This window comes from Jeotgalibaca caeni (genome assembly GCF_028863945.1).
In the GTDB taxonomy this organism is placed as follows: domain Bacteria; phylum Bacillota; class Bacilli; order Lactobacillales; family Aerococcaceae; genus Jeotgalibaca; species Jeotgalibaca caeni.
Window position 1 is genome coordinate 34,868 of the sequence record NZ_JARBEA010000007.1, and the last position, 15,727, is coordinate 50,594.

A 15,727-nucleotide genomic window follows, 5' to 3' on the forward strand; every position below is an offset into this window, starting at 1 on the left:
ATTACCAGAATGGCTTATCGTAAATTGGGACGCACCAGCTCTCAAAGAAAAGCATTGCTACGTGATTTAACTACTGATCTAATTATTAACGAACGTATCGTTACAACAGAAGCACGCGCGAAAGAAGTCCGTAAGACTGTTGAAAAAATGATCACTTTAGGTAAACGTGGAGATTTGTCTGCTCGTCGTTTAGCAGCACAATTTGTACGTAATGAAGTAGCAGATGTACGTGAAGAGAACGAAGAAATCGTTGTCGAAACTGCATTACAAAAACTTTTTAATGGATTAGCGGAACGCTATGTAGACCGTCAAGGTGGGTACACTCGTATCATGAAGACTGAACCACGCCGTGGCGATGCAGCTCCAATGGTTATCATTGAATTAGTTTAAGATTCACAAATTGCTTCAGATGAAAAGAGCGTTACGATGTTGTCTTCTCCCAATTGGTTGAGGAGGTAAAGTCTAGCTCGTGCAGCCCTTGCGGAAATACTTATTTCTGCAAGGTGCTCACCATTTGATCAGATTGTAAGAAGAGATGAACAAAGGTGTTCAGCTCTATTTTTTTTTCAATTCCCATATACCCGTTCAAAAAAAGGTGAGCCGATGTGCTCACCTTTTTTATTGTTTAAATATCACTTATTTAACTTTCTCTATCCCCATCCACTCTAACGCCAGTAAGATATGACGATCCCAGAATTCCCAATTATGATCTCCGGGTTCTTCCACATATAATAAGTCATAATCATTCTTAAACGTTTCATAGAAATGACGATTCCCATCTAACACAAAGTCATCAGTACCACAAGCAAGGTAAAAGGAGGGCTTTATTTTATTATCTCTTCGTTTATTAAACAAGGTGAACAAGTTATCGTCTGAACTTTCAAATTGCTCCAGGGTGCCATAAATGTCCCCAAAAAGGTCATCTCGACTTTGATCCTTGCTCCAAGATAAGGCGATATCTACTGCACCAGAAAAGGAGGCAGCTTTATGGAACCGCTCGGGGTATGCACTGGCTAACTTAAAGGCACCATAGCCACCCATCGATAGTCCTGCTACAAAGGTATCCTCTCTCTTTGTACTGATCCGGAAGAGGCGGTTCATCTTCTGTGGGAACTCCTCGCTGATGAAGGTCCAGTATTTTCCACCGTGTTTCATATCAGTATAAAAGCTTCGATGTGCTTGCGGCATGAAAATCGCAACCTTCCGTTTCTGGGCATACCGCACCAAAGACGTTTGATGAAGCCAAGCATGGTCATCATCTGATAAGCCGTGTAACAAGTAGAGAACGGGATAAGGTCCTTCCATTCCTTCGGGTAAAATGGCGGTATACGAAATATGCATCTGTAAAGCATCGGAAAAAAGATTTGCATGAATAACACCCATAAAATTCCTCCTCATCTTCTTTGAAAGTTCCTGAAAAAGTGTCAAGACAGATAATGCAATTTTTACTACTTTCTATTATACTAGATAGGTGGCATTAGGAGCAACCGTAACAAGAATCGCTTTTATATATATTAGAACATGTCTCCTTTATAATAACATTACAAATGTCGAATACTTCGACAACGAGAAGGAAGTAGGGTATGGAATGGAAGAAATCATTCAATTAAAAAATATTTCGTTTACCTACGCAGAAGAAGACCTGCGTCCAGCTTTGAAGGAAGTTTCTTTGTCTGTTAAACGTGGGGAATGGATAGCCATAATCGGTCCTAACGGCTCAGGGAAATCCACTTTAGCAAAAACAATCAATGGTTTGATTGAAGCAGAGTCTGGTGAAGTGGTGATTGATGGAACCACACTATCTGCCGATACAGTTTGGAATGTACGCCGGAAGGTAGGAATGGTATTCCAGAATCCGGATAACCAGTTTGTTGGTTCAACGGTTCAAGATGATGTGGCATTTGGCCTGGAGAATATCGGTGTTCCGCGTGAAGAAATGATTATGCGTGTCGCTGATGCAGTTGCTGCAGTGAACATGGATGATTTTATGGATAAAGAACCAGCACGTTTGTCAGGCGGCCAGAAGCAACGTATCGCAATCGCTGGAATTATTGCTTTGGCTCCGGATATTATCATTCTGGATGAAGCAACGACCATGTTGGATCCAAAAGGAAGAAAAGAAGTAATTGAAACAATCCAGCGCATTAAGAAAGAACAAAACTTGGCCGTGATTTCCATTACGCATGATATTGATGAAGCGGCGAAAGCCAATCGTATTTTTGTCATGCAGGCTGGACAATTGAAACGAGTCGGAACACCGGAAGAAATCTTTGCGGTAGGTGCGGATATTATTGATATGGGGCTGGACATTCCCTTTCCAGAAAAATTAAAATACCAGCTAAGAAGGCAAGGATTAGAAGTACCAGAAGCGTACTTAACGGAAGAAAGGATGGTGGACTTTCTGTGGACATTATTTTCGACAAAGTAGGCTTTGCTTATTCAGCGGGCACACCATTTGAAAGTCGTGCCCTGTATGATGTTAATTTGGCTATTCCTACCGGGAGCTATACAGCACTGATTGGGCATACCGGCAGTGGGAAATCGACCGTTACCCAGCATTTAAACGCGCTATTGAAACCGACTGAAGGTACCGTAACGATTGGCGACCGCAAGATTACACGGGCGACAAGTAATAAAAATTTGAAATTTCTACGTAAAAAAGTAGCGATTGTCTTCCAGTTTCCAGAGTCGCAACTTTTTGAAGAAACGATTGCTAAAGACATTGCCTTTGGACCGATGAACTTTGGTGTTTCGGAAGAAGAAGCAATGAAAATTGTGAGACGGGTTTTACCGATGGTAGGGCTGGACGAAACGTTTATGGATCGTTCTCCGTTTGATTTATCAGGAGGTCAGATGCGCCGGGTTGCGATTGCAGGGGTATTGGCAATGGATCCGGAAGTATTAGTCTTAGATGAGCCTACAGCGGGATTAGACCCTGCTGGACGACGCGAAGTGATGACAATGTTTAATCGCCTTCACAAAGAACAAAACCTCACCATCGTCCTTGTAACGCACCAAATGGATGACGTAGCAGCTTATGCGGATCACGTCATCATTATGGAAAAAGGACAGGTTGTGAAAATGGGAGCTCCTAAAGAAATATTCTTGGATGCAGATTGGCTGAAAGAAAAACAATTAGGGTTGCCTTCTTCCTTACAGTTCTTAAAAATGTTTGAAGAGAAGACGGGAATCGATTTCGGTTCCGAACGGCCGCTCGGTACAGAGAAGCTAGCAGAAGCAATTGTGAAGAAGCTGCAGGCACAGAAAGAAGGTGCCCAAGATGCTTGAAAAACTCCTATTTGGTAGATATATTCAAGGGAATTCTTACGTACACAAAATGGATCCACGGGCGAAGTTGATTGGCGCATTTTACTTTATTGTAGTCATCTTCTTAGCGAACAACTGGATTACGTACGCAGCAATGGCTGCCTTTACGCTTTTATGTATCTGGTTGTCGGATATTCCTTTTAAAGTTTTTATGAACGGGGTTAAACCGTTAATCTGGCTGATTGCTTTTACCGTACTGTTACAAATTCTGTTTACGACGGGTGGAGAAACGTACTTTAGCTGGGGAATTATTCATGTCACTTCGTTTGGGTTAGTTAACGGAGCTTTTATCTTCATCCGTTTCGTCTTGATTATTTTCATGTCCACCTTGCTGACCTTAACCACCATGCCGTTATCGTTAACGGACGCGATTGAGTCGCTACTGGGACCTTTCAAAAAAGTCAACTTGCCGGTTCATGAGATTGCTTTGATGTTGTCGATCGCGCTTCGCTTTGTGCCTACCTTGATGGATGAAGCAACCAAAATCATGAACGCCCAACGAGCAAGAGGAGTAGACTTTGGTGAAGGAAATATTATCCAGCAGATGAAAGCTGTAACGCCGATTTTGGTACCTTTGTTTGTAAGTTCCTTTAACAGGGCTGATGAATTGGCGAACGCGATGGAAGCACGTGGCTATCAAGGCGGCGAAGGACGCACGAAGTACCGCTTGCTGCATTGGCAGAGTCGGGATACCTTGGCGATGGTCGGCTTAGTGTTACTAACGGTGCTCTTAATATTCTTACGTAATTAACGAAATAAAAAGAGGCGGGAGTGATATCCAGCCTCTTTTATCATGAAAAGAGGTGTCAAATGACTGCACAACGATATAAGTGTATTGTTCAATACGATGGGACGAACTATGTAGGCTATCAAGTACAAATAAACGGGATGAGCGTGCAAGAGCAGTTGCAAAAGGCGCTAAGAAAGATGTTCAAAGGCCATAAAATTATGGTAGAGGCATCTGGAAGGACGGATTCGGGAGTTCATGCGCTGGGGCAAGTCATTCATTTTGATTGCCCAGCTGATATTGAGCCGGTCCATTTACAACGAGCCATGAACAGCATTTTGCCGCCGGACATCTTGATTAAAGAAGCAGAGCGCGTGTCGAACGACTTTCATTCCCGCTTTCTCGCAAAAGGGAAAAAATATCAGTACCGCGTTGATCTGAACCGATTCCCAGACCCATTCAAACGTCTCTATACGTTGCATCACCCGTACCGCATGGATTATGGAAAATTGCAGCGCGCTTTGGATAAGTTGGTAGGAGAGCATGACTTCACGAGTTTCTGTTCGACCAAGTCGGACAAAGAGGACAAAGTACGGACCGTTTATCAAGCAAGTTATGAGCTGGATGAAAAGAGTAACGAACTGATTTTTACCTTTATCGGGAATGGATTTTTATACAATATGGTACGTATTTTTGTAGGTACGTGCTTACAGATTGCGGATGGACTCAGAGAGCCTGAAGAGATTGATCGGCTGTTTGAAGTGAAGGACCGCAATGAAGCTGGCCCCACTGCGTCTGGGCAAGGGCTGTATTTAGTTGAAGTGTATTATGATGAGCAGTTTAAGAAAGCTTTATCTGTTAGTTCGGACAAGTAGGTCGCTTTTTTGAGCTTCAGTTGTCCGAATGAGAGTCAGTTCGGACAAGTAGGTCGCTTTTTTGAGCTTCAGTTGTCCGAATGTGGCCCAGTTCGGACAAGTAGCCCACTTTTTTATGCCTCACTTGTCCGAACCAAGCAGTTCCATACAATAAAAAAAGCAGCGAAATGAAAGGTTATCCTCTCATTTCGCTGCCTTTTTTGTTTAATTCGTCTGCATGGCTTTTTGATTTAACTTGCTGTACTTCAAGGGCGTTGTGCCGACGTGTTTCTTAAATACGAGATTGAAGTATTCAGGATTATTCTCATAACCTACCATTTTCGCTACTTCATAAACTTTGTAGGATTTGAGGAGCAATTTTTTCGCTTGCTCGATGCGGTATTCAGTAAGTTTGGTGTTGAATTTCTTTCCGACCCGTTGTGAGAATTCGCGGCCCAAGTATTCTGCGTTGAAGAACAGTAAGTTTTTGGAAATCCAAGTTAGGGACAGGTCTGGATTACTATAATGTTCCTCAATGACGGTGTTGATTTCTGCAGCTAAATCTTGCTCAGCAGTCTCATCATTTTCTTCCAATTTGACTCGTTCTAAGATGGTCTCGAATTGCTTCACGACATCTTGATAGTAAACCGCTAGAGAGATATTCTCATTGATTTGGGTAATCTCGTCAATTATCTGAAGTTGAAAGTGAATAATCAACTTGGAAATCAAATGATGACTTTCGAGAATAGCCACTTCTTTAGGATGGTTATGTTTTTTGTTATCCAAAAAGAACGCATAGAGAATTTCTTTGGAATGGGCAATGGAACCTTCCTCTAAAGAAGCAATCATTTGATTGCTGAAAGCTTCGAAGCGTTTTTTATATTCGGTGACGGGACGATAATTGTGCGCCTTAATTTCCATTAGTTGGAATTCCATGTAATAGAACTGCAGATTCAACATCCGCTCCCCGTACTCGATGATTTCTTTCAACTCGTTCATTGAGCAGTGGTGCCGGTAAAGTAATAATCCTTCTTCAAGATTCCACTCATGAATCAAGTCAGAATCTTCAGTTTCTGGAATCAGGTAATACCGATAAGAACGAATCGTTCCGCTCAAAATCGTGCTGGAAGCGAAGGTATCACGAAATAACGGATCAAACGTATCGAAATGGAGCATATCAATCATGAACAAGCTGAAACCGTCCGGAATGTCCGGCATGGGTTGGTGGTCTTTTAGTAAATATTCATTCAAACGTTCCGACTTCAGGAGCGAGAAGGCTTGCTGGTCATGTTTGGAAGCAAGGACCACTTGATCGATAGCTGCCATTAACTCCTTCGCCTTCACTGGTTTCTGGAAAATGAATTTGACCCCAAGCGCCATGGCTTGCTTCGCATATTCAAAAGTTCCATACCCGGTAATAATAATCATTTGAACAAAGGGATTGCACGCATGAACTTGCTCAATGAGTTCCAGCCCATTTAGGCCCGGCATTTGGATGTCGGTAATCATAATATCAACATCATGATTTTGAATGTACTGGAGGGCATCCTCGCTTGAGTAGAGCACTTTTTCTACATGAATATTTTCTGCCGATCGCTGAATTAATGTAGCAATGCTATTCGCAATAAAAACTTCATCATCAACGACGATAACTTTTTGCATGTTCTTCCTCCTTAAGGGAGTGGCAAAGTAACCGAAATAATTGTCTTTTCGAAGGGAAGAGAATGGATGGTAACATCTCCCTTTCCATCGTAGTACAGTTCAATTCGCTCCTGAATATTCTTCAGCCCCACACCTGTTGAGTGATTCGTTTTATTCTTACTGTTTATAAAGCCTGGACCATTATCCGTTACCGTAATAACGAGCGCCTCGTCTTCTTTTTTTATGACGAGTTCTACTTGGCAAGGCTGATTCATCCGCTCAACCCCATATTTCAATGAATTCTCAATCAACGGTTGAATCAACAACCGAGGAATGGTAACAGAAAGCAAGGAAGGATCAATCGATTCGACATATTGCAAACGGGAACCGAAACGGAATTTTTGAATCGTCAAGTATGCTTCGATAATCGTCATTTCTTCAGTAATCGTATGGAACGGACTGCCAGTAGAGAGCTTGGTCCGAAATAACATCGCTAAAGAAGTAACCATTTCTGATAATTCATCTTGCTCATTGTTAACCGCTAACCAATTAATCGAATCAAGCGTATTATATAAAAAGTGTGGATCAAGCTGTGATTGGAGCGCACGAAATTGCATTTCTTGCGTCAAAATCTTAGATTGATAGTTTTCTTGAATTAAGTCATGAATCATTTGAATCAAATCATCGAAGCTGGCGTACAAAGCGCCTACTTCATCCGGCCGATTGTTTTCTTCATCGGTCCGTAACACGACTACATCGTGGGTTTCTTTGTTAAAGGAAGCCATCTTATGGGCGAGACGGTTAATAGGACTAACTAAAGATTGAATAGCCCGACGTGAAACCAACAGAATAAAAACAAAGAGCAAAACAAATAAAGAAAAGAGAATAATCCCTAGAAGCATAATTTCCCGCAAGACAACACTACGAGGCATAACGCCGACAATGCGCATTTCACCTTGATTGAAGGCACTCTGCGCGATAAAGTAATCCGTTCCACCCAATCGCTTCACTTGGTTGCCATAGCGATTGGAAAAAGGATCACTGTTCAAATAATCTGTAATAGGGTCGGGCATCATCTTGCCAATGGGATAGGCTGTATCTCCATATAGCAGGGCAAAGTGATCCGAATCCGCATATAAGTGAGTATTCTCGATGGTATTCGTAATAAAAGAAGTATGCAAGGATACCACAATAGTTCCCAGTTTTTCCATATTATCTGTTGAAAAAACGTTACGAGCAACAATCGCCCGAGTACCATCTTCTGAGAAGAACCATTTTGCTGGATGCGGTTCATCGCCTAATTCTCTTCTTACATCATCGGTAGTCAACGAATCAAAGAACGTCATATCATTATAGAGCGTACTCTCGAAACTATCACCCTCGGAATCATATGCATATACCGTATTCAAGTTGCGTTCATAAGAACTAAGGGAGTAAATTTCATTACGTAGAGCAGATCTTTTTTGATTTTCTTCTTGTACAGTAAGATCCTCAAAATTAAGCTCGGTCATCAATTTTTGGATGTCTTCCTCATCAATTACTTTGTAAGTAAAAAACTCCAAGCTGTCCATCTGCGTACCAATTGATTCAGCAAGGGTGGAGATGTTGTCCTGATTGTTTTTGTACTCGCGTTTCGTAAGTTCCATTACCAAAATAGAAGTAGCGATCAGAGTGAACAAAGCAAACAGGACAAAAAATGCATAAAACAGAGCCGAGAACTTTTTGAAATAGGTAAAGTTTCGCCACTTTTGTTTCAGAAAATCATACCACATTACTTACTCATCCCAAACTCTGGGAAATCTGCCTGAAATTTCGCCCATACTTGACGATGCAAAAAGCTAATAAAGGCAATCGGGAGTGAAATACCTGCCAGTAGGACAAAGGTTGCTTTCATTGAAAGAAGTCCATAACAGAAGTAGAGCGTGAAAAGAACAGGTAAGTAACGGAATGGGTAGCGGAACAACAAGAACATGGCTAATTTGAAGCGATCAAAACCTTTCATAGCAGGGTACCATTCAAATGTTTGAAGAGAAATTAAATTTAGAATCAACAGAATGATAATTAAGAACAAATATAGAAATGGGATGAATCCCGTTACATTCATCAATACGACTAGAATACGGGCAGAAACCAAGAGAAGCATAATAAACAATGTAAAACCGATTTGAAGCTTGTTTGCCTTCTTGAAATTTTGTTTATAGAAATCAAAGAACTGCTTCACTGAAATGTAATCTCCATTGATCGAAAAATCTGAATAGCATTTCATCACCGCAATAGAAGCCGGAGCCACACCGAAAATTCCTAATCCCAATAAACTAAATAAGATCCACAACAAATTCAGATAAACCACATTACTAAAAGCAAATAAAAGAGACATTAAAAAGCCTCGCCATTGTATTTTCATATCTTCAAAACCTTCCTCTTTATATATATTCCCCTTGGATACGCTTACTTTTACAAGGGATTCCAAGCTAAAAAGCGACTACTATCATTATAGGCGAATTTCAATTTCAAACAAGATGAAATAAAAAGTACCTCGATTTTATCAAATAAAATAGTAAGAAAACGGTTTCTAAGTCGGTTTTTTCAAATTTTTGGCGGAATTTTTCCATTCTGTAATATTTTTGAAAAAGGTATGATGTATTTGTAAGCGGTACAAATAAGGAGGAAGAAAAATGAAGTTGTTCAAAAAATTAGGTCTAGGCGTGGCTTCTCTTGCAGTGGTAGCCAGTTTAGCAGCTTGTGGTTCTTCAAATGCAGAAGATGCAGGTGCAGATGAAGGCGGAAAAACAAAAGTAACGTTTGCTTGGTGGGGTTCAGAATCAAGACACAATAACTACATCGAAGCAATTGAATTATTTGAAGCAAACAACCCAGATGTTGACATCGAATATGAATTCGCAGCATGGGATGACTATTGGAAAAAATTAGCAACCAAGGCAGCTGCTGGTGAATTACCAGATGTCATGCAAATGGATGCATCTTACTTAGGTGAGTACGGAAATAAAAACTTGCTCCTTGGATTGAACAGTGCCATTGAAGCAGGAACCATTAGTCGTGAAAACTTACCAGATTCCATTATCGAAGCAGGTTCTATTGCAGGGGAGTCCTATGCGATTTCTCCAGCGATGAATGCCATGTCTGTAATGGCGAATGAACAACTGATGGCGGACGCAGGAGCAAAGCTTGATTGGGACAACTATTCATACGCAGAATATACACAAGCAATGCAACAAATTAAAGACAAAACGGATACATACGGATTTATCGACGTAGTGGATAACTATGTATTGATGCAATATTACTTCCGTACAAAAGGGGAAGAGTTCTACCAATACAATGAAGATGGGAAACCAGAAATTGCCTTCACCAAAGAATCTGCATTGGAGTTCTTCCAATCGATTTATGATCTAGCTTCTACAGGTGCCATATCCACATCTGAAGTAGCATCGAACACGAAATCATTTAACGAAAATCCATTTGCACTCGGTCAAGCCGGATTCTACCAAACCTGGCAAAATCAATTTACGCTTGTAACAGATGCATTGGCAGAAGGGGTAGAAGCTACTTTACACTTACCATATGATGCTGCCAATACAAAAGCGTTGTACTACCGTCCATCTTTCTATTACTCAGCAGCGAAAACAACTAAAGATGCAGACGCAGCAGCTCGTTTCATCGACTTCTTGGTTAACGATGAAGAAGTAGCGAAAATCATGGGTACTGAACGTGGAATTCCATCCAACACAGCGAACCTAGATACTATTTATGATTCTTTGACAGACACTGAAAAAGTTGCAGCAGACTACTTAACTGAAATTGAAGACCTTGTTGGTGAAGCTTCACCAGTACCACCAATCGGATTCTCTTCTATCTCTCAAGCAGCGAAAGATGTTTATGCAGAGTTGACGTACGGTACGATGACCCCAGAAGAAGCATACGAATTTTTAACCAAAGAAATGCAAAAGACCTTTGATGAAAACTACGAAGACTAATAGATAACAAAGGGTTAGGGGATCATTCAGATGATGCAAAAATTTAAGAAAATGTCCACAGCAAAACAGGACCTCGTTTCTGGATATCTATTTATCTCTCCATTTATTATCGGTTTCTTAATGTTTATTATCGTTCCGATGATCATCTCTTTAGTCATCTCATTCCAACGCTATGACTTATTAACAGAACCAAAGTTTATTGGTCTTGATAACTTCAAGGAAATTTTGTTCGATGATCCGAAATTTAGAACGTCTCTTTCTGTAACATTAAAATATGTTGCAATGGCAGTGCCACTACGTTTGATAGTGGCACTATCTGTTGCAATGTTAATTAACCGACCTTCCAAGCTTTCGGGTTTGTACCGGGTGCTGTTTTACATTCCATCTGTAATTGGTGGTTCCGTAGCAGTTTCAATTATGTGGAGAAATTTATTTGGTGACGCAGGATTAATTAACGGTGTTTTGGAAGCGATTGGTTTGGAACCAATCTTCTTCTTCAAAGAACCATTTACCGCACTATTAACGCTCGTATTATTAGCAGGATGGCAGTTTGGTTCATCCATGCTGGTTTTCTTGGGCGGATTGAAAAATATTCCAAATGAATTATATGAAGCAGCAAACATCGATGGAGCTGGTAAAGTTCGTCAATTCTTTAGTATTACCTTACCTGTTTTGTCTCCTATTATTTTCTTTAACTTAGTGATGCAAACCATTTCTTCCTTCTTGACCTTTACTCCGGCATACGTTATTTCAAACGGAACCGGGTCACCTAGAAACGGAACACTCGTATATGCCCTTTATATCTACCAACAAGCCTTTGGTGAGTTGGAAATGGGATATGCCTCCGCTCTCGCATGGATCTTGATTCTGATTGTTGGTGTCATTACCATCCTATTATTTGCGACATCGAAATTCTGGGTATTTTCAGAGAATGGAGAGAAATAAGATATGAATATGAAACGAAAAAAAATAGCAAATTATGCCTTTAATGCCGTTGTGTTAACAATCGCTGTCTTAATGTTATATCCCGTTTTATGGCTCATCTTTAGTTCTTTCAAGCCGAATACAGATATTTTCCAAACAGCGACTGAATTGTTCCCGCGTACGTGGACATTAGACAACTATGTAACGGGATTCAAGGGAATTGGCGGCATCCCATTCATGAAATTCATCATGAACTCGCTAACGATTGCGTTAATTTCAACAGTAGGGGCAGTCGTTTCTTCTGCCATCATTTCTTATGGCTTCGCTCGGATTCCATTTAAGACAAAAGGATTCTGGTTTGCCTGTGTACTTGTTACCATGATGCTGCCTGCTGAAATCATCATGGTTCCGCAATACTTGTGGTATAACTTCTTGGGCTGGGTAAATACATTACTGCCTGTTACAGCTATTTACTACTTTGGTCAAGCGTTCTTCATCTTCATGATGGTACAATTTATCCAAGGGATTCCAGTTGAGTTAGACGAAGCTGCGAAGATGGATGGTTGTGGAAGAGTACAAATCTTCCTGCGCGTAATCATTCCGTTATTGAAACCATCCCTAGCAACAACCGCAATCTTCTCCTTCTACTGGAGATGGGAAGAATTAATCGGTCCGATGCTGTACTTGACAAGACCAGACGACTTCACCGTTTCCGTCGCATTGAAACAGTTCCTGGATGCATCTTCTGCATCAAACTGGGGTGCGATGTTCGCGATGTCCGTTATCTCCTTGTTGCCAGTATTAATCGTATTCTTCATGTTCCAAAAATATATTGTTCAAGGAATCAGTACAACTGGTTTGAAATAAACACAAAAAGAGTGTGACAAAAGGCGCTAAACTCCGAATCAATGGAACGAATCATGCGCAGGATGGTCGTAGACCATCTGAGCATGATTCGGAAGCACTGTGGGCTGACGCCCAAGTGTATCATCCTTGTAAGCTGCTAAAGCAGCAACAATCATGACAAAGTGACGTCGGAGTTGCCTTTTGGAACACGTTTACGAGGCAGATAATCGTATAAAGGAAGTCATTTCTCGAAAAGAGAAATGGCTTTCTTTTTGTAAAAGTGGTATTTTTTTAAGTATAGAAATTGAATTTGGAGGGGAAAGAATGAATCCATTTAAAGCGTTGCTTGCGACTGCCAACGAAGATGCAACGGTAGACTTAACTTTGACCGAAATGACCCGTGAGGACCTCCCAGCAGGCGATGTGTTGATTCGTGTTCATTACTCAAGCGTCAACTACAAAGATGGCCTGGCCGCCACAAAAGCCAAGAGCGGGGTAACCAAAGCCTATCCCATTGTTCTTGGAATCGACTTGAGTGGGGAAGTAGTGGAATCGAAAGTCGATGCCTACAAACCGGGTGATCGAATCTTGGCCCATAACTTTGGCATAGGCGTTCGTCAGCATGGCGGGTACAGTGAATATGCATCCGTTCCAGCTGAATGGATTGTACCGCTGCCTGAAGGGCTAACTTTGAAAGAAGCGATGATTGTAGGGACTGCGGGTTTCACTGCCGCGCAGTCGATCATAGCGTTGGAAGAACACGACGTACAAACAGACGGCAAACCGATTCTTGTGCGCGGAGCAACAGGCGGCGTAGGCGGAATGGCCATTAAGATGCTAAGTCAACTCGGATACAAGGTCATCGCGGAGTCCCGGAAGAAGGATTCCTCTACAAGCTATTTAGAGGGCCTAGGAGCCACTGGAGTCGTACTCCCGGAAGAAGTCCAAATGGAGAAGCCGCGTCCACTAGGGAGCCAATTATGGCAAGCTGTGGTCGATCCAGTTGGCGGAGACAAGCTTAGCGACTATCTAGCCCAACTCGAGGCAAATGGATCCGTTGCGTTAAGTGGAAATGCAGGAGGCGTGAAATTCACTACTACCGTTTTGCCGTTTATCTTGCGCGGAATAAATCTGTTGGGAATCAATTCTGTTGATCTGCCAAAAGAAAAGCAAATCGCTATCTGGGAAAGAATTGGAAAGGATTTGAAACCAGAGGACTTAGGAGGGTTCATTGATCATGAAGTAACCTTAGAAGAACTGCCGGGAGCCTTTGAGCAGATTGTTGCTGGGAAGATGCAGGGGCGGATTTTGGTGAAGGTGAAATCCTAAAAGACGGCAGCAGGTTTAGGAGAAAAAAGTGGCTTTAGTTTCCGACTGAGAAACATAAAGTCACTTTTTCTTTTTCTTGTAGTTTCACCCTTAGTTGCTTGAAGTGGTACTTGGTATTTTCTCTATTTTTTGTTCTGCATCAGCATCGAAAAGGAAATAGTGGAAAGTATCTCTTCTTCCTTCTACTGTTATTTCAGCACTTGTATCACTGAGCCAATGAATCTCTAAATCTTCTGAATGAACATCTGCTAAGCCTTCTTTCACAATATCAGCATAAAGTTCGGAAGAAGTAGTTCCCTCTTCAATAAGAATTCTGGTTGATGGTCCTTCCGTTGAAATTTCAATATGATACGTTTCTTTCGGAGAGTCACTGGTCAATAGAATTTGCTTCTCAGTATAAAACAAGAAAATATTATGAGTAAATGTAACAAGTGGGATGCTTAATAAAAAAAGAAAGAAGAGAACCATTAAAAAAAAGATTCCACAACCTTGATGGGGTACATAATCACTTCGGAAACGCTTCATGTGGGACACTCCAGTTTCAGTTTTATCTTCATCACACTTCTATCATACCAGAATGAGTATCGCTACATTTACTTTTATGTCGGAAGGAGGCAATCAGTTCGATGCAAGAAATATATTTTCAACCGGTTAACCCAACTAACGAAAAAGAAGTTAGGAAAATGAAAGTAAAGCCAGAACAACGAACCTTTATCGAAACCGTGGATGAGTGCTTGGCAGAAGCCGCACAGCGGTTGGCCTCGCCATGTACGGATTGTTCGGACCAAATCGTGATACGTGGATTGACCGCCTTTAATTGATGAGAAATTTCAGGGAAGAGGGCTAGGTAAAAAAGCTATGTCTAAACTTATCGAGATCGTTGCGGAAGAGTATAAAGTGAACCGCATCTATCTCCGTTTTGTCGAGGAGAATAGAGGAGCAGCTTATCTATACGAAGCATTGGGTTTTCGATATTGGAATGAGAAAGACCCGAATGGCGAGCTTATTTATTACTATGATGTTTAAATTGGCGGATTGTATTTCTCACGTTTAATTTTAGAATCAACAAGATAAAATAAAAAAATTTTTTCCAAATTTAAATTTGACATATTCCGATATGTATCGTATTATATTAGACGGTATTGTTTGCCACCACTGATGAGCCCCGGAAACTCAAAATGGTTCAAACATTCAGGTATAAGATATGGAGGAAACAAACGTGCGTACAACATATATGGCTAAAGCTAACGAAATCGAACGCAAATGGTACGTGATCGATGCAACAGATATTCCCTTGGGACGTGTATCAACAATTGCTGCATCAATCCTACGCGGAAAAAATAAACCAACTTACACTCCACACGTAGATACTGGTGATTTCGTCATCATTATCAACGCTGACAAAGTGAAATTAACAGGTAAAAAAGCAACTGACAAAATCTATTCTCGCCACTCAGGTTACATTGGTGGACTAAAACAAGTTTCTGCTGGTGAATTGCGTGACAAGAACTCTCGTCGTTTACTAGAAAACTCTATCAAGGGTATGCTGCCTAAGAACGCTTTAGGTTCGCAACAATTCAGAAAATTGCATGTTTACGGTGAAGAAGTTCATCCACATGCAGCACAACAACCAGAAGTTTTAGACATCACAAACCTAATTTAAGGAGGGAAATTCATTGGCACAAGCACAATACATCGGCACTGGTCGCCGTAAAAACTCAACTGCCCGCGTACGTTTAGTACCTGGAACAGGAAAAATCGTCTTCAACAAAAAAGACATGGAAGAATACATTCCATTCCCTTACTTGTACGAAGTAATCAAACAACCATTGAACATTACTGATACACTAGGAAGCTACGACGTTCACGTGAACGTTAACGGTGGTGGATTCACTGGACAAGCTGGAGCAGCTCGTCACGGAATCGCTCGCGCATTGTTGTCTGTAGATCCAGACTTCCGCGCACCATTGAAAGCTGCTGGTCTTCTAACACGTGACCCACGTATGGTTGAACGTAAGAAACCAGGTTTGAAAAAAGCGCGTAAAGCTTCTCAGTTCTCCAAGCGTTAATTTGTTGTCATATCA

At 41.2% G+C, this 15,727-nt stretch carries 18 protein-coding genes; 13 read left to right on the forward strand and 5 right to left on the reverse strand.

The window, feature by feature from the left end; translation table 11 throughout:
- The first annotated feature begins 9 nt into the window (after positions 1–9).
- The gene (rplQ, locus tag PVE40_RS02660; protein WP_274730323.1) at positions 10–390 is read left to right on the forward strand and encodes a 50S ribosomal protein L17; all 381 of its coding nucleotides are present in this window, start codon (positions 10–12) and stop codon (positions 388–390) included.
- Positions 391–636: 246 nt separating this feature from the next.
- On the opposite strand, the gene PVE40_RS02665 is transcribed toward rplQ, so the two are convergent.
- Positions 637–1,383: an alpha/beta hydrolase gene (locus PVE40_RS02665; RefSeq protein ID WP_274730324.1), complete on the reverse strand. Its 747-nt coding sequence runs from the start codon at positions 1,381–1,383 to the stop codon at positions 637–639.
- A 205-nt stretch (positions 1,384–1,588) separates the two neighbouring features.
- Here PVE40_RS02665 and PVE40_RS02670 point away from each other — a divergent pair, with 205 nt between their 5' ends.
- From PVE40_RS02670 to truA, 4 genes are read left to right on the forward strand one after another with little or no spacing between them, the layout of a single operon-like run.
- A complete protein-coding gene (locus PVE40_RS02670; RefSeq protein ID WP_274730325.1) occupies positions 1,589–2,428 on the forward strand; it encodes an energy-coupling factor ABC transporter ATP-binding protein in 840 nt (279 codons plus the stop codon).
- On the forward strand, positions 2,404–3,288 hold the full coding sequence (locus PVE40_RS02675) for an energy-coupling factor ABC transporter ATP-binding protein (RefSeq protein ID WP_274730326.1): 885 nt from the start codon (positions 2,404–2,406) through the stop codon (positions 3,286–3,288). The genes PVE40_RS02670 and PVE40_RS02675 overlap by 25 nt, the downstream gene beginning before the upstream one ends.
- Entirely contained in the window at positions 3,281–4,078 is a 798-nt protein-coding gene (locus tag PVE40_RS02680; protein ID WP_274730327.1) for an energy-coupling factor transporter transmembrane component T family protein, read from the forward strand. Before PVE40_RS02675 ends, PVE40_RS02680 begins: the two co-directional genes overlap by 8 nt.
- A 59-nt stretch (positions 4,079–4,137) precedes the next feature.
- Positions 4,138–4,929 carry a tRNA pseudouridine(38-40) synthase TruA gene (truA, locus tag PVE40_RS02685; protein WP_274730328.1) on the forward strand — a complete coding sequence of 264 codons (792 nt, stop codon included), beginning with the start codon at positions 4,138–4,140 and terminating at the stop codon, positions 4,927–4,929.
- A 204-nt stretch (positions 4,930–5,133) separates the two neighbouring features.
- Here the strand turns inward: truA and PVE40_RS02690 are convergent, their stop codons facing one another.
- Genes PVE40_RS02690 through PVE40_RS02700 form a run of 3 tightly spaced genes read right to left on the reverse strand, consistent with a single transcriptional unit; the run spans position 5,134 to position 8,953 of the window.
- The gene (locus PVE40_RS02690) at positions 5,134–6,570 is read right to left on the reverse strand and encodes a response regulator (protein ID WP_274730329.1); all 1,437 of its coding nucleotides are present in this window, start codon (positions 6,568–6,570) and stop codon (positions 5,134–5,136) included.
- A gap of 11 nt (positions 6,571–6,581) precedes the next feature.
- Positions 6,582–8,321 carry a cache domain-containing sensor histidine kinase gene (locus PVE40_RS02695; protein ID WP_274730330.1) on the reverse strand — a complete coding sequence of 580 codons (1,740 nt, stop codon included), beginning with the start codon at positions 8,319–8,321 and terminating at the stop codon, positions 6,582–6,584.
- Complete coding sequence (locus tag PVE40_RS02700; protein ID WP_274730331.1) at positions 8,321–8,953, reverse strand: DUF624 domain-containing protein; 633 nt, start codon at positions 8,951–8,953, stop codon at positions 8,321–8,323. The genes PVE40_RS02695 and PVE40_RS02700 overlap by 1 nt, the downstream gene beginning before the upstream one ends.
- 271 nt (positions 8,954–9,224) lie before the next feature.
- On the opposite strand from PVE40_RS02700, the gene PVE40_RS02705 reads away from it, so the two are divergent.
- The 4 genes from PVE40_RS02705 to PVE40_RS02720 all read left to right on the forward strand — a co-directional run bounded on the left by PVE40_RS02705 (position 9,225) and on the right by PVE40_RS02720 (position 13,643).
- A complete protein-coding gene (locus PVE40_RS02705; protein WP_274730332.1) occupies positions 9,225–10,544 on the forward strand; it encodes an ABC transporter substrate-binding protein in 1,320 nt (439 codons plus the stop codon).
- 30 nt (positions 10,545–10,574) lie between these two features.
- Positions 10,575–11,489: a carbohydrate ABC transporter permease gene (locus tag PVE40_RS02710; protein WP_274730333.1), complete on the forward strand. Its 915-nt coding sequence runs from the start codon at positions 10,575–10,577 to the stop codon at positions 11,487–11,489.
- Positions 11,490–11,492: 3 nt separating this feature from the next.
- Positions 11,493–12,335, forward strand: coding sequence for a carbohydrate ABC transporter permease (locus PVE40_RS02715; protein ID WP_274730334.1), 843 nt, complete (start codon positions 11,493–11,495; stop codon positions 12,333–12,335).
- A gap of 303 nt (positions 12,336–12,638) precedes the next feature.
- Entirely contained in the window at positions 12,639–13,643 is a 1,005-nt protein-coding gene (locus PVE40_RS02720) for an acrylyl-CoA reductase family protein (protein WP_274730335.1), read from the forward strand.
- Between the two features lie 90 nt (positions 13,644–13,733).
- Here the strand turns inward: PVE40_RS02720 and PVE40_RS02725 are convergent, their stop codons facing one another.
- A complete protein-coding gene (locus tag PVE40_RS02725) occupies positions 13,734–14,168 on the reverse strand; it encodes a hypothetical protein (protein WP_274730336.1) in 435 nt (144 codons plus the stop codon).
- Positions 14,169–14,269: 101 nt separating this feature from the next.
- Here PVE40_RS02725 and PVE40_RS02730 point away from each other — a divergent pair, with 101 nt between their 5' ends.
- The 4 genes from PVE40_RS02730 (at position 14,270) to rpsI (ending at position 15,712) form a co-directional block, all read left to right on the forward strand.
- Entirely contained in the window at positions 14,270–14,464 is a 195-nt protein-coding gene (locus PVE40_RS02730; protein WP_274730337.1) for a hypothetical protein, read from the forward strand.
- A gap of 37 nt (positions 14,465–14,501) precedes the next feature.
- A complete protein-coding gene (locus tag PVE40_RS02735) occupies positions 14,502–14,669 on the forward strand; it encodes a GNAT family N-acetyltransferase (RefSeq protein ID WP_274730338.1) in 168 nt (55 codons plus the stop codon).
- A 193-nt stretch (positions 14,670–14,862) separates the two neighbouring features.
- Positions 14,863–15,306, forward strand: coding sequence for a 50S ribosomal protein L13 (gene rplM, locus PVE40_RS02740; RefSeq protein WP_274730339.1), 444 nt, complete (start codon positions 14,863–14,865; stop codon positions 15,304–15,306).
- Positions 15,307–15,319: 13 nt separating this feature from the next.
- Positions 15,320–15,712: a 30S ribosomal protein S9 gene (gene rpsI / locus PVE40_RS02745; protein ID WP_274730340.1), complete on the forward strand. Its 393-nt coding sequence runs from the start codon at positions 15,320–15,322 to the stop codon at positions 15,710–15,712.
- Positions 15,713–15,727: the final 15 nt, after the last annotated feature.